Annotated in this window: 11 protein-coding genes; 7 read left to right on the top strand and 4 right to left on the bottom strand. The window is 43.3% G+C overall.

Annotated elements, in window-relative coordinates; all coding sequences use genetic code 11:
* The first annotated feature begins 768 nt into the window (after positions 1-768).
* Positions 769-3519 (top strand): DEAD/DEAH box helicase family protein, encoded by a 2751-nt coding sequence (locus PHF18_RS02225; protein ID WP_300097721.1) that lies wholly within the window; start codon positions 769-771, stop codon positions 3517-3519.
* Between the two features lie 748 nt (positions 3520-4267).
* Positions 4268-4639: a PRC-barrel domain-containing protein gene (locus PHF18_RS02220; protein WP_300097718.1), complete on the top strand. Its 372-nt coding sequence runs from the start codon at positions 4268-4270 to the stop codon at positions 4637-4639.
* Between the two features lie 2163 nt (positions 4640-6802).
* Here PHF18_RS02220 and PHF18_RS02215 read toward each other — a convergent pair.
* Entirely contained in the window at positions 6803-8236 is a 1434-nt protein-coding gene (locus PHF18_RS02215) for a hypothetical protein (RefSeq protein WP_300097715.1), read from the bottom strand.
* A 189-nt stretch (positions 8237-8425) separates the two neighbouring features.
* Between PHF18_RS02215 and PHF18_RS02210 the strand changes: the two genes are divergently transcribed.
* From PHF18_RS02210 to PHF18_RS02200, 3 genes are read left to right on the top strand one after another with little or no spacing between them, the layout of a single operon-like run.
* Complete coding sequence (locus PHF18_RS02210; protein ID WP_300097712.1) at positions 8426-9826, top strand: restriction endonuclease subunit S; 1401 nt, start codon at positions 8426-8428, stop codon at positions 9824-9826.
* Positions 9823-11274, top strand: a complete 1452-nt coding sequence (locus tag PHF18_RS02205; protein ID WP_300097709.1) for an RNA-binding domain-containing protein — start codon at positions 9823-9825, stop codon at positions 11272-11274. Before PHF18_RS02210 ends, PHF18_RS02205 begins: the two co-directional genes overlap by 4 nt.
* The gene (locus tag PHF18_RS02200) at positions 11267-12763 is read left to right on the top strand and encodes a class I SAM-dependent DNA methyltransferase (protein WP_300097706.1); all 1497 of its coding nucleotides are present in this window, start codon (positions 11267-11269) and stop codon (positions 12761-12763) included. The genes PHF18_RS02205 and PHF18_RS02200 overlap by 8 nt, the downstream gene beginning before the upstream one ends.
* A gap of 120 nt (positions 12764-12883) precedes the next feature.
* On the opposite strand, the gene PHF18_RS02195 is transcribed toward PHF18_RS02200, so the two are convergent.
* From PHF18_RS02195 to PHF18_RS02185, 3 genes are all read right to left on the bottom strand, one after another.
* Entirely contained in the window at positions 12884-14806 is a 1923-nt protein-coding gene (locus tag PHF18_RS02195) for an SWIM zinc finger domain-containing protein (RefSeq protein ID WP_300097703.1), read from the bottom strand.
* Positions 14807-15007: 201 nt separating this feature from the next.
* On the bottom strand, positions 15008-16210 hold the full coding sequence (locus PHF18_RS02190; protein WP_300097700.1) for a DUF1566 domain-containing protein: 1203 nt from the start codon (positions 16208-16210) through the stop codon (positions 15008-15010).
* Positions 16211-16235: 25 nt separating this feature from the next.
* Positions 16236-17600, bottom strand: a complete 1365-nt coding sequence (locus PHF18_RS02185; RefSeq protein WP_300098002.1) for a DUF1566 domain-containing protein — start codon at positions 17598-17600, stop codon at positions 16236-16238.
* Positions 17601-17962: 362 nt separating this feature from the next.
* On the opposite strand from PHF18_RS02185, the gene PHF18_RS02180 reads away from it, so the two are divergent.
* Together PHF18_RS02180 and PHF18_RS02175 are read left to right on the top strand one after the other, a co-directional pair.
* Positions 17963-18340, top strand: coding sequence for a hypothetical protein (locus PHF18_RS02180; protein ID WP_300097698.1), 378 nt, complete (start codon positions 17963-17965; stop codon positions 18338-18340).
* Positions 18341-18356: 16 nt separating this feature from the next.
* A complete protein-coding gene (locus PHF18_RS02175; protein WP_300097697.1) occupies positions 18357-18518 on the top strand; it encodes a hypothetical protein in 162 nt (53 codons plus the stop codon).
* Positions 18519-18539 lie beyond the last annotated feature (21 nt).

The raw sequence follows: 18539 nt of genomic DNA, 5'->3' as shown, positions 1-18539 counted from the left end.
CACCATAAAATCTTCACCTGACGGTTCAGATTTTTGAGGAAGGGGGTCTTCCCGCCTGCGGAGATAAACATATTCGTTGTATTTTGAAAAACATAAAGGGATTTTTGTGATTCAGATTTACAGTAAACTATTCCACAACCAATATAATGGTTACTTTAGAATCACCCTTCTGTAAACCTATAAATCTAAATTAAGTGGAATGGATGATTTCAGCAGTTATTTTTAAGATTCGCAAATTCTTAACCAATACAAATGGATGAGTATATAAAAGATCCTTTTTCGAAGGAATTCGTGGACTCGAATCGCATCCCTTTCATCTGCTTTTTTTTGGCTCTCCACGTTTTCGAGTAGGTGATTTACATCTATTTCCAAAATCGGGGAGATAGCATGCATAAATTTAGAAACATTTATCGGTGAAAGTCGCATTCAAAACTGAGATTTATTTCTTTGGTGTGATCACTTTTCAACCGGGCAATTATTTTCAATCATTTCAAAACAGCGAAGAGCAATTAAGAGCCGGTTATACCTTGAATATCTGTAAAAACAAAATTATAAATTATGGGGCAGAGTATCATTAGCAGAATTAGCAGGCCATAGCAATAAAGTTCTAGTTTTAGTTAATATAGAAAAATATTTGAATTAATTGTGAATCTCTAATTTGGATTATAATAAGAATATAAGAGAGTGCCAGCCTCGACACTCCAATCCAGGCACAGAAGGATGAAAATGAATTTTAATGGATAAAAAACATTCAACGGGTAAAGACAGATGAGTAATAACCAGACCCCGGAGCAGAAAGCCAGAAATGACATCGATCGAAAATTAAATGATTCTGGCTGGATAGTGCAGGAAAAGAGCAGGATCGATTGGAGCGCTTCCAGAGGCATTGCGGTTAAGGAATATCAGACCGATGTGGGACCGGCTGATTATGTACTCTTTGTTGACAAAAGACCCGTTGGAATTATTGAGGCGAAAAGGGACGAAGAAGGACACCGATTAACCATTGTTGAGGAACAATCAGCCGACTATGCTGCAAGCAAGCTAAAGTACCTGAACAATGACCCACTTCCTTTTGTTTACGAGAGTACCGGGGAACTTACACGCTTCACAGACTTCCGTGACCCGAAGCCCAGGTCAAAACCTGTTTTTTCTTTTCTCCGACCTGAGACTTTTGAGGAATGGCTCAGAAAGAAGCCTTTGAGGGAAAGGTTACTTGATATCCCTGAATTGCCTCCCGAAAGGTTATGGGATTGCCAGATAATAGCAATTTCAAACCTTGAAAGATCTTTTAAGGACAACCGCCCGAGGGCTCTGGTCCAGATGGCAACAGGTTCAGGAAAAACCTATACTGCTATAACCTTCATCTACAGGTTACTAAAATTTGCGGATGCCAAAAAAGTGCTATTCCTTGTTGATACCAGGAACCTTGGCGAGCAGGCAGAGCAGGAATTCATGGCTTATGTGCCCAATGATGATAACCGCAAATTTACCGAGCTTTACAATGTGCAGCGCCTGCGTTCCAGTTATATATCCTCGGACAGCCAGGTGTGTATTTCCACGATCCAGCGGCTTTACTCTATTTTGAAGGGCGAGGAGCTGGACGAAAATCTCGAGGAAGAGAACCCTGCCGAGAGAGGATGGCAAAAGGAACCGCTTCCTGTAGTGTATAATGAGAAGATCCCCATTGAAGAGTTTGATTTTGTAGTCATAGATGAGTGCCACCGCTCCATATACAACGTGTGGCAGCAGGTTCTGGACTATTTCGATGCTTTTTTGATAGGTCTAACGGCTACGCCGGATAAACGCACTTTCGGATTTTTCAATGAGAATGTGGTGAGCGAGTACAGCCATGAAGAAGCTGTGGCAGACGGCGTAAATGTGGGCTATGATGTGTACATCATCGATACTGAAATTAGCAAAAACGGGGGTAAGATACCTGCTCAGGAGTTCGTGGACAAGCGGGAAAAACTGACCCGTAAAAAACGCTGGGAACAACTAGACGAAGATTTCACCTATACTTCCAAAAAGCTGGACAGGGATGTGGTCAATCCCAGCCAGATAAGAAATGTGATACGGGCATTTAAGGAAAATTTACCTGAGATCTTCCCTGGCAGAGAGGAAGTTCCAAAAACCCTGATCTTTGCCAAGAACGATAGCCATGCCGATGATATTATCAATATACTGCGGGAAGAATTCAACGAAGGCAATGCCTTTTGCAAGAAAGTGACCTACAAAGCGGAAGAAGACCCCAAATCAGTGCTGGCCGATTTCCGCAACGCTTACAATCCCAGAATAGCGGTTACGGTGGATATGATTGCCACGGGCACGGATGTTAAGCCGCTGGAATGCCTGCTGTTTATGAGGGATGTTAAGAGCCTGAATTATTTTGAACAGATGAAGGGACGGGGTACACGGACCCTGGGCTTCGATGACCTGAAAAAGGTGACGGAATCGGCTGTTTCGGCTAAGACGCATTTTGTAATTGTGGATGCCGTTGGCGTTACAAAAACCTTAAAGACTGACAGCCGGCCACTGGAACGCAAGAGGAATAGTTCACTGAAAGACCTGCTGGCAGCAGTAACTTTTGGTGCTCAGGACGAAGACCTGTATGTTTCCCTGGCTAATCGGCTTGCAAGGCTGAACCGGCAGATAAGTGAGGACGAAAGAGCTACTTTTGCCGAGAAAGCGAAGGGAAAAACTATCAATCAGACTGTTAAGGACCTGCTCAGTGCATATAACCCTGATATCATTGATTCCGGAGCTTCTGAGATTAAACAGCACCAGCCGGAAATTCAGGAAGCCGATGCAAAGAAAAAGGCACAGGAAAATCTGATTGATGTTGCCAGATCCACTTTTTCCGGAGAGCTGAACGATTATATCGAAAATGTCCGCAGAGTCCATGAGCAGATAATCGATACCGTGAACATTGACACCCTTAACAGAGCCGAATGGGACAAAGACGCTGTGGCAAAGGCGGATGAGCTGGTCAGTGACTTTAAGGCATATATGGAAGCTAACAAAGACGAGATCGCAGCCCTGAAAATTTTCTATAACCAGCCCTACCAGCGCAGGGAAGTTACCTTTACGATGATAACAGAAGTGCTGGATAAACTGAAACTTGAAAAGCCTTATTTCGCTCCCTTCAGGGTATGGCAGGCTTACGAGCAGCTGGAAAAGGTGAATGGAAATTCCCCGAAAAAAGAACTCACAGCCCTGGTTTCCCTGATCCGCAGGATAACCGAAATCGACTCTGTGCTGACCTCCTACGACCAGACCGTTAACCGGAACTTCCAGGACTGGGTATTTAAAAAACAGGCAGGGACCCTGAAATTCAACGATGATCAGATGAACTGGCTCCGATTGATAAAAGATTATGTGGCTAACAGCTTCCATCTGGAAATAGACGACCTTGATTACACTCCCTTTGATGCTCTCGGCGGGCGCGGCAGAATGTACCAGCTTTTCGGGGACGAGATGAATATGGTTCTCAGTGAATTGAATGAGGCACTGACGGCGTGAAGATAATGGAAGAGATGAATATTTTGGGTGAAAAGTTGGGTGATAGCCGATGAAAAGTTTGGTAAAAAGTTTGGTGAAAAACTGGGTAAAATCCCGGGTAAAAGCACGAAATAAGATTCGGAGAACAATTAAGAGAAATACCCGAAGATAGGGTCGAAGATAAGTTAGGAGATAAGTTAGGAGATAAGTTAGGAGAAAAGTTAGGAGAAAAGTTCGGAGAAAACTGGGGTGAAAAGTGGGGTGAAAAGTGGGGTGAAAAGTTGGGAGAAAAGTTGGGAGAAAATAATCGGATAAAAGCAAAAAAATAAGCATCTTGCGGTGGAAAATTGATCATAAAAGCGGAGAACAGGTTGGGAGATAAGTTGGGAGAAAGCGGGGTGAAAAGTGGGGTGAAAAGTGGGGTGAAAAGTGGGGTGAAAAGTGGGGTGAAAAGTGGGGTGAAACTGTGATGAAAACTAGCATTTCGGGGAAACTCATAAACTTTCTTTTTCTCACCGTTTTCAGTAATGATGGACACGATCTCAAGTGCGCAAGGAATGTATATTATCAATGAATTGTTATTATTAATGGGGTAGTTTACTGTAAGAAGCTGACAGTCACATCTCTTTTCCAAACGATTAAAGATTGTGACAATATGCTTAAGTCTGGAATGGAGAAAGAGCAGGCTGAGAGCATGGAATGCTTCTCTGTACTTTTGGAAGAGATAAATAAAGACAATAAGTAAATAATATATTAGGAGTTGAGGTGTATGGGAGTAGCTGAAGAAACGCAAGTTGCAAGGAACATGACTTTTGTGCCGGCAACTGAAATAAAAGGATCTAAGATCCTCACTGTTAACGACGAAGAACTCGGAAAGATTAAAGAAGTCATGATTGACTCTGAATGGGGAAGAATCGCATACGTAGTGTTTGCTTGTGATTGTTTTCTTGGTATGAGGTGTAAATTCTTTGCCATTCCCTGGGGAGCTCTTAGCGCAAGTCGAGGAGATTATATCCTTAAAGTGGATAAGGGAGCATTCGAAACGGCAGAAGGCCTGGATGAAGATGTTTGGACTTTAAATCATAACGATTTGGCTAAAGTGTATGAACAGTATAATCTTCATCCTTACTGGGAAATTTAAAAGCTCATTTTCGGGTGATGATATGAAAATTGTTGTTTCCGATCCGATTTTCTTACCGAAGAATACGGGAAAGACTTGAGGTTCTCGGAAACCTTACTATTTTTGTGAATATGCCCTTTTCCATTGGATAATTTATTTCAGTCGAATACCCCCGTTGCTTGCAGCGAGGTGAGCCAGCGCAACTGTGATTAACCATTATTCAATAAACTCAATTAAGAAAAGTAAAATTAGTGAAGTACTTAATGTACACCTGTAATCAAAAGAGTGCATGAATGGGGATTCACAAGGCAGAATTTGCAAAAAATGAACCTGTTAAATTACTCTTAGTAATATCACCGACAGTATTTTATACCATTACTTACATAGTATATATTGTTCACAAGGTAGTAAGCTGTAAAATGAAGCAAATTAAGGACAGATTAAAACCTGATCCAGAAATCTACTTCATTGACGCGTAAGCTTCAAGATGGAGCAAATTCAGGGCGGCTTGAAAACCGATCCCGAAATCTACTTCGTTGATGCTTAAACTGCGAGATGGAGCAAATTAAGGACAGATTGAAACCTGATCCCGTAATAAACTTCATTAACGCGTAAAGCTCTAAAATAGGGCAAATTAAGGACAGATTAAAACCTGATCCTTCAGGACAGATTAAAACCTGATCCCGTAATAAACTTCATTGACGCGTAAGCTTCAAGATGGAGCAAATTCAGGGCGGCTTAAAAACCGATCCAGAAATCTACTTCATTGAGGCGTAAACTGCGAGATGGAGCAAATTAAGGACAGATTGAAACCTGATCCCATAATAAACTTCATTGACGCGTAAGGCTGAAAAATGGAGCAAATTCAGGACAGATTAAAACCTGACCCGTAATAAACTTCATTGACGCGTAAGCTTCAAGATGGAGCAAATTAAGGACGGCTTGAAAACCGATCCAGAAATTTACTTCTTTGACGCTTAAACTGCGAGATGGAGCAAATTAAGGACAGATTGAAACCTGACCCCGTAATAAACTTCATTGACGTGTAAACTGCGAGATGGAGCACATTCAGGACAGATTAAAACCTGATCCCGTAACAAACTTCATTGACGCGTAAGCTATCAAATGGAGCAAATTCAGGACGGCTTAAAAACCGATCCCGTAACAAACTTCATTGATGCATGTCAAACCTTGTGAATACCTTACTAACTCTTTTAATCAACGCTAAAGCGTACAGATATTGTTTTCTCCTCTTTTACTGCTTTTCTCAGCTTTTCATTCCTTTTACTGCTTTTCTCAGCTTTTCATTCCTGATGTTTAACAGGCAAAATCATGATGCTGTTTTGAGACAAAGTGAACAGAATGGTGGTTCCTGCTTAATCGGCTGGTATTATTCAGAATATCCCGATATGAAATCTTTTTTATCTTCTGCGCCTTACAGGGCTGAAACCATCCCATCCTCCCGTAAAAACAAATAACAGGAGAATTCCTGCTGGCATTAAGAGAATACGAGAATTATAGTGAAATTCCTTCCTGGCCCGAAGAATACTTCCCTGGACCCCGGAAACCGCTTTTTAATTCACAGGTAAATATCGGACGCATCCGCCAGCTTGTCTGGCGGCCCTGTAAAAAAAGTAGAAAAAAGAAGAAAGATAATAAGAGAAGAAAGATAATAAGAGAAGAAAGAAACCGGAGGTTGAAATCTCCAGTAAAAATTAATAAAAACAGACGTGGAAAAGAGTGTTTTTCAGGTATATTTTAATCCTGTTTTGACTTCACCCCCAGATTTTTTACTTCACTTTTACTTTATGGCTATTCTTTCGGGTCTTTTGTCTTATTTTTTGTCTGAAAGCCGCTCTCCTGCGTCGAGCGTGACAAAAACGACATGATTAAGCGAATGACGTTGTACGGATCATAATTATTCGAAACGGAGCAAATTCCCAGAAACTTACCCGCAATGAGATTATCGAGTTTTTCCAGAAAGAAGGTCGGGTTCGTTTTGATGAGCTGAAAAATGATAAAGCTGTTTTATGCCATTCTTTTCGTCAAACGGCACACAAACATGCAATACAAGATTGAGAAATTGCAGCGGGAAGAGATTCCCGATATTCCGGATGTAGCACTCAGGAAAGCTATTATAAACTCGAGATTATTCAGTTCATCATCAAGTATAAGATCCTGCAATTAAACGAAATGGTAACCTCCGTCACTATATCTTACCAGAATTGCATTCAGGTCATCGTCCAGTATAAGATTCTGGTTATCAATCGAAACGTAAACATTCATATGAGTGCCATAAGTACGTTCAAATGAAGTTCTAACGAATGTGTGGTTAGTTAAATTCATCTGTGGAAAATCTTGATCATTTCTGGAATAGTGCTGATAGGTTCCATTTCTTAGAAATGCTATTTTTTCAATCTCGTGTGTGTTAATTAGTTCCTCTCCGGCATCATCAACAACAAGAAGACTGTATGTATGTGAGTCCCTATTTTTTACTGGAAGCGTTGTTATGTTTCTTTCAGGTTTGACTTCCAATGCAAAGACAATTTTGGTCCAGCTTATTCCATCGGGAGAGTAGGGAGAAGGTTTCATCACGTTCTCCGAATCTGCCTTATTGAAGAATTCAAATACACTTCTGTTTGCCCAGCTGCAAAATAATGGAGCCCCTTCACTATTAAAGTCAGAAGTGTCTTCAGAATAAGGCGGTATGCCAAACACCGTTGAGTAATTGAAGTGTTCGGCAACTTTTAAAGCTTCAATACTTTTTTCTAAAGAGGCTGAGGAAATAAGAGTTTCGTTATACATCAGTAAAAACGATTCATTGTACAGCGAATTAACCTGAAAAACCACAGATCCGTTTATAGTTTGTCCGGGAGATAGAGTCATACTTTCAATTTTATTTTCTTCTTTGAGGCTTGAAAGCACCTCCAGATGTGATCTCTCATAAAAACCGTAAGGGTCCAGATTTGTAGTATTAAATGTACGATTACCATCACGTACATGAAGTTCGTTTAATTTAAAATCGAGGTTCTTTGAACCATTATTCTTTATTGAAAGGTCATATACCGCGTAATACTTTTCATTGAGATTATATCCGAACTTGCTTTCTGTGGGATCACTTGAACCACGGTATTCTTTAACTCTGTATATGCAAAGCTTACCATCTTCCTCTTTTACTTTTAATCGAATGTCATTGGGAGTTATTAAAACCGTATTTTTATCGTCTGCAAGCTTTAACTCCAGAGAATTGTTGGAAGTAAAAACACGGATAGTATTATTGTCATCGGTTTTAACGATCTGCGCGTTACTTACCCAATCAATCCCCAGATCATTCATGAGGTATTTGCTGAGATTATTACTTTCGTTACCCGGGACATTATCCCAGCTAAACAGGTAATTTAATACGTTTTCTGAATTATCGTGCATATAAATGCTTGAAAAGGATGTCACTTCGATTTCAGGGATATTTTTCTCTTCGGATGACAGGGTTGTTGAGGAAAGATTTTCCGGCGTTATATTTGCTTGCCCTTGATATGCTGACTCATTTGATTGAGTGAGATTATTTTCTTCAACGCATCCACTAAAAATAATAAAGATTGTCAGAATAAAGATTAACATTCGCAATCCCACTCATCCCCGGTTTGGTTTAAATTTTGATTACATCCCTGAAATAGACAAGTAGACAATTATTTAATCAACTGACATCTTAAAAGTACTTCAAAATAAAAAAATGTTCGGAGAAAAGTTGGGTGAAGGTTGGGATAAAAGTACGAATACAGAATTAAATGAGGCTCTGGCGGCTTAAAAATGGAAGAACGATTTAACTGCAAATTAGGAGATCTGTTTGAATTCGAGTATGGCAAAGGTCTCACCAAAAAACAAAGAAATGAAATCGGTAACTATCCTGTTTACGGTTCTAATGGAATTGTTGGTTTTCATGACGAATATTTAATTGAAGGTCCTGCCATCATCGTTGGAAGAAAGGGAGCTGCTGGAGAAGTAGCATTTGAAAAAAAAAACCTATGGCCCATTGATACAACTTATTTTGTAAAGGTACCTGAATATTTGGATTTTATGTTTTCATTTTTTTTATTGAAATCCCTTGTTCTAAGTCAACTTGATAAATCAACAGCAATTCCGGGATTAAATAGAAATGACGCTTATAATTTGAATATAAATCTCCCCCCACTCCCCGAACAACGCGCCATAGTCTCAAAAATCGAGCTTCTCTTCAGCGAACTGGACAACGGCATTGCCAACATTAAACTGGCACAGGAACAGCTCAAGGTTTACAGGCAGGCGGTGCTGAAGAAAGCTTTTGAAGGAGAGCTTACCAAAAAATGGCGGGAGCAGCAGACAGATCTGCCGGATGCAGGAGATTTGCTGGAGCAGATTTACAGCGAGAGAGAAAAAGCTGTGAAGGCTACCAAGGTGAAACCTGTAAAACCTTTCACTGAAAATGAACTGATCCTATTACCAAAAATTCCGAAGGAATGGTGTTGGGTGAGGTTAGAAGATGTTGGCAACGCTATCGACCCCCAACCAAGTCACAGAACTCCCCCAATATTTGAAAATGGAATTCCATATGTTGGTGTTGGCGACATTGATAAAGAAACTGGTGAGTTTGATTATAATAAAGCCCGAAAAGTATCTCCAACTGTCTTAGAAGAGCACTTGGAAAGATATTCTATAGACGAGGGAGATTTTATCATTGGAAAAATTGGAACTATTGGGAAGCCATTTTTAATTCCAATCAGAAGATTTTATACCCTATCTGCAAATGTTGTTCTGATTAAATCAAATGACCATTATTGTCTAAAGAAATACATGTTTTATTTGTCAAAAAGTCAAATTGTTGAAAAACAATTTTTACAAGGCTCAAAAGCTACCACACAAGCAGCTTTTGGAATTCAAAAAGTTAGAATTTTAAATATCCCTCTCTGTTTCCTTCCCGAACAACAAGCCATCGTTCAGGAGATCGAAAAACGACTTTCAGTCTGCGATAAGATAGAGCAGGATATCAAAGAGAATCTGGAAAAAGCCGAAGCACTGCGGCAGAGTATTTTGAAAAAAGCGTTTGAGGGGAAGTTGCTTAATGAAAGAGAGCTGGCAGAGGTTCGAGGGGCAGAGGATTGGGAGTCGGCGGAGGTTCTGTTGGAGAGAATAAGAGCGGAAAAGACAGCCAGCGGCAAGAAGGGTAGATCATGATCTCTGAGCAATTGAAGAGCATCATCCGGGACGGCGAAGGTCTTACCGTGGAATTTAAGGAGTGCAAAACTCAGATAAACCGTGATGTGTACGAGACAGTCTGTGCTTTTCTAAATCGCAATGGAGGACATATTGTTCTTGGAGTTGATGACAACGGGAATATCACAGGAATTGATAAAGATGCTCTGCCACAGATCAAAAAGGATCTTGTTACTGCGCTGAATAACCCGCAAATTATCAATCCTCCTTTGTACATATTGCCGGAGACTGTAAACATTGAAGGAAAAATCCTTCTCTATCTCAATATTCCTGAAAGTTCACAGGTTCACCGCTGTAAAGGAAAAATATTTGATAGAAATGAAGATGGGGACCTGGATGTTACCAATCATCCTGATGCTGTGGCTCACCTCTATATTCGAAAACAGAGCTCATTTTCAGAGAACCGCATTTATCCCTATGTCAGACTGGAAGACCTCAGGAGCGACCTTATCCAGAGAGTACGGAAAATGGTCCGTGCCGAGAACCCAAATCATCCCTGGGCAACAATGAATGATGAGGAGCTTTTAAGCAGTGCCCGTTTGTATCAACATGATTACCAGACCGGCAAAGAAGGTTATACTCTTGCTGCTATTCTTTTGCTGGGCAAGGATGAAGTTATCCAGAGCGTACTGCCCCATTTCAAAACCGATGCTATCCTTCGCAGAATAAACCTTGACCGGTATGACGACAGGGATGACATCCGAACCAACCTTATCGAAAGTTATGACAGGCTCATGGCTTTTGTTGCAAAACATCTGCCAGACCCTTTCTATCTGGAAAAGGATCAGAGAATCAGCCTGAGAGATCATATTTTCAGAGAAGTTGTTGCAAATATGCTCATCCACAGGGAATACATAAACGGTTTTCCTGCAAGATTCATAATTGAAACTGATCAGGTTGTTGCGGAAAATGCGAACCGCCCACATGGACATGGCAGAATAAATCCTTCCAATTTCACACCATACCCTAAAAATCCGGTAATTGCTCGCTTTTTCAAAGAGATCGGAAGGGCGGATGAGTTAGGCTCAGGTGTCAGGAATCTCTACAACTACACACGGATTTATTCCGGTGGAGCTGACCCGCAGCTTCTTGAAGGAGACGTTTTTAAGATCATTGTTCCTGTTACCCCCCAGGCTACCGCGCAAGTCACCGCGCAAGTCACCGCGCAAGTCACCGCGCAAGTCACCACGCAAGTCGATAAACAGGAGATAATTATCGAATTTTGTAAGGAACCTAAAACAGCCAGCGAAATTATGGAACACTTGCAATTAACACATCGAGAACATTTCCGAAAACACATATTAAAGCCACTTTTAGAGAATGGTATTCTCCATATGACCATCCCTGACAAACCAAATAGCTCAAAACAAAAATATTACTCTTATCTCAAGGATTCAAACCATGTCTGAAAACACCTCATCCATCGTTTCCAAAGTCTGGAGCTTCTGCAACGTCCTGAGGGACGGGGGCGTGAGCTATGGCGATTATCTGGAACAGTTGACCTACCTCATATTCCTGAAAATGGCTGAAGAGTACAGGAAACCGCCGTATAACAGGGATATTGGCATCCCGGAGGAATACACCTGGGATAATTTGAAACAGCAGCGGGGAGCAGAACTCGATATTCACTACAAGAAGCTGTTAGAAGAGCTGGGGAAAAAGCCGGGGATGCTCGGGCAGATCTTCCTCAAAGCTCAGAACAAGGTCAGCGACCCCGCCATGCTGTACAAGGTCATTGATATGATCGAAAAGGAAAGCTGGGTCATGATGGGTGTTGACACCAAAGGAGAGATCTACGAAGGGCTCCTGCAGAAGAATGCAGAAGATACAAAAAGTGGAGCCGGCCAGTACTTCACCCCCAGGCCGCTCATCAGAGCAATGGTTCAGTGCCTCCAGCCCGGACCCATGAAAACAATCGGAGACCCCTGCTGTGGTACAGGCGGGTTCTTTTTAGCAGCCTACGACTTCCTTACCTCACACCACCAGCTTGACCGCGAACAGAGCCGCTTCCTGAAAAACAAAACCTTTGGCGGGAACGAGATCGTTGCAGGGACCAGACGGCTTGCCCTGATGAACATGTTCCTGCACAACATCGGGGAAATCGACGGGGAGCCTATGATCTCCAATTCCGATGCTCTCATAGCCGACCCCGGTTACCGTTACGATTACATCCTCACCAACCCACCCTTTGGGAAAAAGAGCAGTATGACCTTCACCAACGAAGAAGGCGAGCAGGAAAAAGAAGACCTCACTTACAACCGGCAGGACTTCTGGACAACCACAAGCAACAAGCAGCTCAACTTTGTGCAGCACATCCATACAATTCTCAAAACCGGCGGGCAAGCAGCAGTGGTATTGCCCGACAATGTCCTGTTCGAAGGCGGAGCCGGAGAGACTATCCGCAAAAAACTTCTTGAAACCACCGACCTGCACACAATCCTGCGCCTTCCGACAGGCATCTTCTATGCAAATGGTGTAAAGGCAAACGTGCTTTTCTTTGAAGCAAAACCCGCAGCAAAAGAGCCCTGGACAAAAGAAGTGTGGATCTACGATTACCGCACAAATGTGCATCACACATTGAAAAAGAACCCTATGAAGTTTTCAGATCTGGAAGACTTTATTAAATGCTACAACCCTGAAAACCGCCACATTCGTACAGAGACCTGGAGTGAAGAATCTCCCGAAGGCAGGTTCCGTAAATTCAGCTATGACGAAATCGTAGCAAGGGATAAAACGAACCTGGACATCTTCTGGCTCAAAGACAAAAGCCTAGCTGACCTGGACAACCTTCCGGACCCCGATATTCTTGCAAATGAGATTATCGAGAATATGGAGGCTTCACTGGCAAGTTTCAAGGAGATTATGGTCACAATTAATGGAGAAAGTGAAGAGAATTGAATCTTAGTTTTGCTGCACCCCCCGCTGTAAGCAACTGGGTCCGTTCGCGCCCCGGTGCGGGTTTTTATGGTCTGGTATTTCTCTGGATAGTATTTAATACAGGGTTTCAATCTTCGATAATCACCCCTCGATAATCCGGTCAGTTTCCAGCTTATCAAGGATCTCAATAAGCCTCTTTTTGCGTTTATTTTCATCCCTGATTCCGCAAAGATATACTTTCCATTTTCCTTTTTGTCTCCCGGTTTCCATGGTCTCTTTGATTTTCCGGAGGTGTACGGCAGCTTCCCGGTAAGCATCCACTTTTGTTCTGGAAATAAGTTCCTCTGCAAGTTTTTTCCATATTCCGATCGCGATGTCGGGATATTTCATGCCTATGGCATTTGCAATTTGGTTTTCGTCGATGTAATTTCCGTATCTTCTTTCCTCATCCCCTCCTTTTTTAAGTTCTTCGTACCACCTGAGCACCTCATCCGGAGCTTTTTCTTCTATAGCTATTTTGATCAGCAGGTCAAGAACAGGAGGTTTAATCTCCTTGAATGAGCCGGGTTCCAGCAGCCCTGTTGCCGGGAGAATTCCGGGAAGTACCGAGGTCTCTTCTTTCTTTTTGCCCCTGACTGCTGGCAGTTCTCCTTTTTCAAGGTATCCGTGAACTGTTTCCCTGACTTCCTGCCAGACCCCGGCTTTTTCGGCCGCTTCCCGCATTTCGAGGTAGGAAGGTAATTTCGGTTCCCTGAAGAACTCCTCTGCCTGAAGAGCGGCTGCAAACAGGAGGTCTCCTTCTTCTTCTTTGATTTGAAAGAGGCTCTGGCGGAGTTCGTGAGCCGTCCAGGGCTTTTCTGTCTGAGTTTTCCTGACCCCCCTGAAAATCCATTCTACAGCCTTTTCTTTCCGGCCCGCTTCGAGCAGTAACCCTACCAGCCGTTCATAACTGTCCGTCTTTTCTGCTTCGTGTTCGCATATGGGGATGGCTTCTTCAAAAAGACCTGCTTTTTGCAGGGCCTGGATCAGCCGGTCAACCAACAGCTTCCGGTCCCAGGCTGAATATTCAGGGAACTGCCCTTCGTCAATTTCACGCAGCCGGGTTTTCAGGATTTCGGCAAAATTTTTCCAGTCCTCCCTGGAAAAGTCCTCCCCCCAGAAGCCGTGTCCGCCGGTGATCTCGTAGTCGTCTTTCATTTCAAGTTCAAAGGCTTCGAGCATCCTTTCATGGGCCAGGCGAGGGGACCCGGCCAGGGCTTCGAATACAATATTCATGCAGCCGGAAATTTCCATTGCTATTTCCCCTTCCTGGTCATACTCCATAATATCTTCAACGCGGTTCATGATCTTTTTTCCGATATTCAGGAGCTCATCATACCGGCCTGTATCGAGCAGGCTTTCCATCCGGGCTTGCACGTTTGAAAAATCGGGAATTCCACTTCCATAACCCCAGGGGTCGTAACTCTCCGCTTCTTCCCAGAGCCTCTCCAGTTCGGAGTCGATACCCCTGACAATCCCCCCGACATTTTCCGTTTCGAGGTCCTGCCTGTCCCGGAGGTAGATGCCAAGAGAGGGGCTTTTTACCGAAAACTCCACCAGGATGTCTATCAGTTCGGCTTTTTCAAGCCCGTCGAGCCATTCGCGCAGGGGCGGACGGGAGCTTTTCCCGGTTTTGAGGCTTTCAAAAGTTTCGGGCCCCTCGTGCATTTTCCTGGCTCTCAGGAGGAGCGGGTCGTTCTCGGAAAGTAGAGGGACTTTTATTCCGTGTTGCATGAGGTTAAGATACTCCAGGACAGTTGCAACTCCGTGCTTGCAATCCCCTCCAACAGGGCAGGTGCATATGGAGCTCAGCGTCCCGTTTACCAGGGTCACTTCCGTGAAATACTCCTTTCTCCCTCGCACCATTGCAAGGAGGCTACCTTCCGGGGTGCATCTTATTTCCTCAACCCTGCCTGAACGCTGGTAATCCTCTCCCTTTGATGTGGTTTTTGAGCCGGCCCATTCTTCGATGTCGCTCCATCCGAGTTCCCTGAAAGGGTCGGCGCTTTCATTCTCAGAAACCATAAGCAATTATTCGGAGAATTAATATAAATAACAGGACTTTCTCGAAAAAAAGGCAAAAAGACAAAAATATAAAAATATAAAGATAATATAGTCACGAGAAAAAATAATGCAACTACGTGGTTTTTATTGCAACAATTGCAGGCGTGACTATATTGTGGAGCCTGCTAAGGTTACGGGTTTGAAAAGTGGTATAACCGTTTTTCATCCTCGCACAAGGCGGACATAGTTATAATATCGTTCGCCGCCTTCGCCCAATGCACCGCCTTCGTATTTTGTGTCAAACCGAACACCTCCGGCGCCGTGCATGTCACTGCCGTTATTATCAGTTGCAGTTCCGAAAGCCACATACCAGGCATAATAATACTCTGGGTCACCCGGGTTGAAATAAGCGCTGGTACTTGTCCAGTAATATCCGTAATCCGGGTTGTAGTTTGTCGTGCCGGGAGCAATTTCGGTGATTTCAAAGAAATCAGTATCAATTGCAGGGCCTATATTTGATTCATCTTCGGCACTGGGGGAGTGGGTATAATCAACGATGCTCTGAAGCTCCCTCACATTGGGCAAGCGCCAATCATCGTAGCCTGCCAGCGTAGAATTCTCAGCATAGGCCAGAGCCGCTTCCCAGTCCATGCCAATACCACTATCTGCCTGCTGCCACATCAAACCGGTGGCTTGGTCAGTGACCGTACCGTCCCCATTTGCCTCGAAATCATTAATACCGTATGAATTGCCTCGAACTGCGCGTACATAGTTTCCCATGGGGCCTGAAACGGTTGCAGGATACGCCTTGATGTGGCCTGTTCCATGATTCACACCAAAAGCCGCTTCCGATCTGCCTTCCACCGTCGTGCCAGCATAATAGTCAGCAGCCCAGTATTGTTCATCTTTGCTCACGTCTTTGCCAGCCAGATCAAAATAGGCTGTGTCCAGATAAGGCCATCCCTGAGAAAAGTCACTGATGGAATACAGTTCCTTCAAAGTGGGCATGCGCCAGTCGTCATATCCGGCCAGTTCCAGGGATTCGCAATATTCATTAGCTTCTTCCCAGTTTAAGCTGCCACTGGCTGGAGTCTGCTGCCATATCAGCCCTGTAACTTCGTCTGTTACCGTTCCGTCGCCGTTGTCGGTGTAGCTGTAAAGATTGCCTTCAAACTGGGCATCCTGACCATAAAATGCTTCACCTGATTCAGGACAGTCGATTTCGTTTCCGTCATCGTCATAACAGGCAGTCTGGCCGGTGTCAACGAGGGGATACGTTATACCAGTGGCGACCTCCTCCTGAGCTGGCGATTCAATTTCCTGTGCATCCGTCTCCTGTGTATCCGTCTGCTCCGTGCAGCCGGAAAATGAGATAGCGATGACCATCAATGCAACAAGGGCAATTTTTAATAAATTTTTCTTCATGTTATTCCTCTATTGCTTTTTTTATTCAGTTAATGCTTACATCGCCGCCACGTACCAGACGGACATAGTTATCGATCCTGATGGCATCTCCCTGCGGGCCATTGCCTTCGGGATAATCTGATGTGTCACCTGCTTTTGGATCGCTCTTCTGTGCTCCTGCGCCGTGCACATCCTGCCATTCGCCTTCCATATATCCCATTGCTCTGCCAAAGGAGACATAGGATGCAAAGCTGCCTTTTCCGTTCGATGCCGCATGTGTGGTGCCTGACCAGTAGTAGGGATAATCTGTCTCACCCGCTTCGTTCGTGATCGCGGTGCATTCAAATACCGGATCGATTGCAGCAGAGTCTGAGGTGTCAGGTGAACGTGAGTAGTCAACGATACTCTGCAATTCTTTTACGTTCGGGAGACGCCAATCGCTATACCCGAGGTAGTTTTCCTCGTTCTTTGTCTGAACCCAGGCAAGTGCCTCCTCCCAGTTCATACCGGTGCCGCTGTCTGACTGAGACCAAGTAAGGCCGGTGGAGCTATCATTGATGGTCCCGTCACCGTTGTCTGAAAAGTCGTTTACACCGTAATCAGGGTTGCCTCTTACGCAGGTGACAAAAAATGTCTTATCGGTGCCGCCGGAAGGCCCGTTAATCTGAGTACCGTTCTGTTCTGGCATTCCGTTCATCGGTGGAATCTGTCCATTCTGTTCTTGCATACCTTCGGATGGAATGTCTCCTGTTGGTCCGGGCATGGTCAGACCATAGCCTTTTATTCTGCCATCGGCAAAATTCACTCCGAAGAGTAAGCTGTCCTCATATACATACAGGGTTTCTGATGCGTACTGCGAGTCAATGATACGCTCGCCTGAATCTGTATCTCCATATGCGAAACTAAAATAATTCGTGTCAATAAATGGATTCAGGTCTGAATTACCAGTCTCTCCGCTTGGGTCAGTTCCGTTGAATAGTATCAGCGAATATTGTTCCTTGATTGTCGGGAGGCGCCAGTCGCTGTATCCTCCATAGTTTTCGGCATTGAGTTTGACAGGAAGTTCCTGTGCTTCGGACAATGTGAGTTTATCGTTCGCAAGGATTTCGCCATCACCGTTGGTGTCGGGAGACTGCTGCCACGTCAGCCCGGTGACTTCATCATAGACCGTAAGCCCGTCACTGCTGAGGATGTAGGCTGGCTGGTTACCCGAATATTGTGCGTCCTGACCGTAGAAAGCCTTACCTTCCTCCGGGTCGGTGATCACATTCTCATTGTCGTAGTATGTTACCTGACCGGTATCGACGATGGGATACGAGAGCTCGGTAGTGGTCTGTTGCGGAGATGTCGATTTCGTTTCTCCCGCATCCTTCTGCGTCGTGCAACCGGAAAACGAGATGATGATAATCATCACCGCAATGAGAGTGATGATTACTGAATGTTTTCTCATGTTATTCCTCGGTTGTCTTTTTTTATGCTGCTTCCTTTAAATCCGATTTTTTGTCATAAGTTTGTCTTTTTTGCTTTTGAGTTACAGAATTTGCATGCATAGTAAGGGCAGGGTCGTGGAGTAATTCTTTGAAAATATTTACTGTGATCTATTTCTTAATATATTATCTAAATTATATATTACATTATTTATTATAACTCTCATTTCGACCCCCTCCAATAAATCTGAACTTATTTTTTTATTTAATACATTTCAGTGCCCATTTCGCCCCTTCTTATAAATTAAATTGTGCATGTCTTGTCTTATGATATCGTAGTTATGATATGATGGAAAAAATTGAAGAAACAGCGATTCCAGGATGGAAAAAAGCAGGAGAAGTTTTCAAAGAGAGAGCAAGGGATATGGCAAGCTTCTATTCATGGAAACAAAGAGATGACCATTTCAAGATCCCGATCAAGAAAAATGCAGTTTCTCAGAGAATAAACAGGATGGGAAAGTTTTTACTTTTTTATAAAGGGGAACGTGACTGGACGGAATGCCTTACTGTATACAGAGAAAGAGATATTATTGAAAAAGGATTCAAATCAATGAAGAATGACATTCAATCACTTCCACTCAATACACAGAGAGATCCGGCAACAAAAGGCTTCATATTTGTCTGTTTCATTGGACTCATAATTAGAATGCGGCTTCTAAATTAGAATGCGGCTTCTAAATATGATGAAAGAAACAGAGATCCTCAAGAACTATACAGTAGAGAGTTTACTTATGGAGCTTGAAAAAATCAAAAAGATAGATCTGGAAAATGGAGAAGCAATCTTTACGGAACTTACAAAGAAGCAAAAAGATATTATGGAAAAATTGAATTTATGCGCCTAAAAAGGCGGAAGGCAGGCTAAA

The organism is Methanosarcina sp., from assembly GCF_028693135.1.
Lineage (GTDB): Archaea > Halobacteriota > Methanosarcinia > Methanosarcinales > Methanosarcinaceae > Methanosarcina.
The sequence above is the reverse complement of the archived record's forward strand: the minus strand, read 5'-3'. Positions and strand labels throughout refer to the sequence as shown.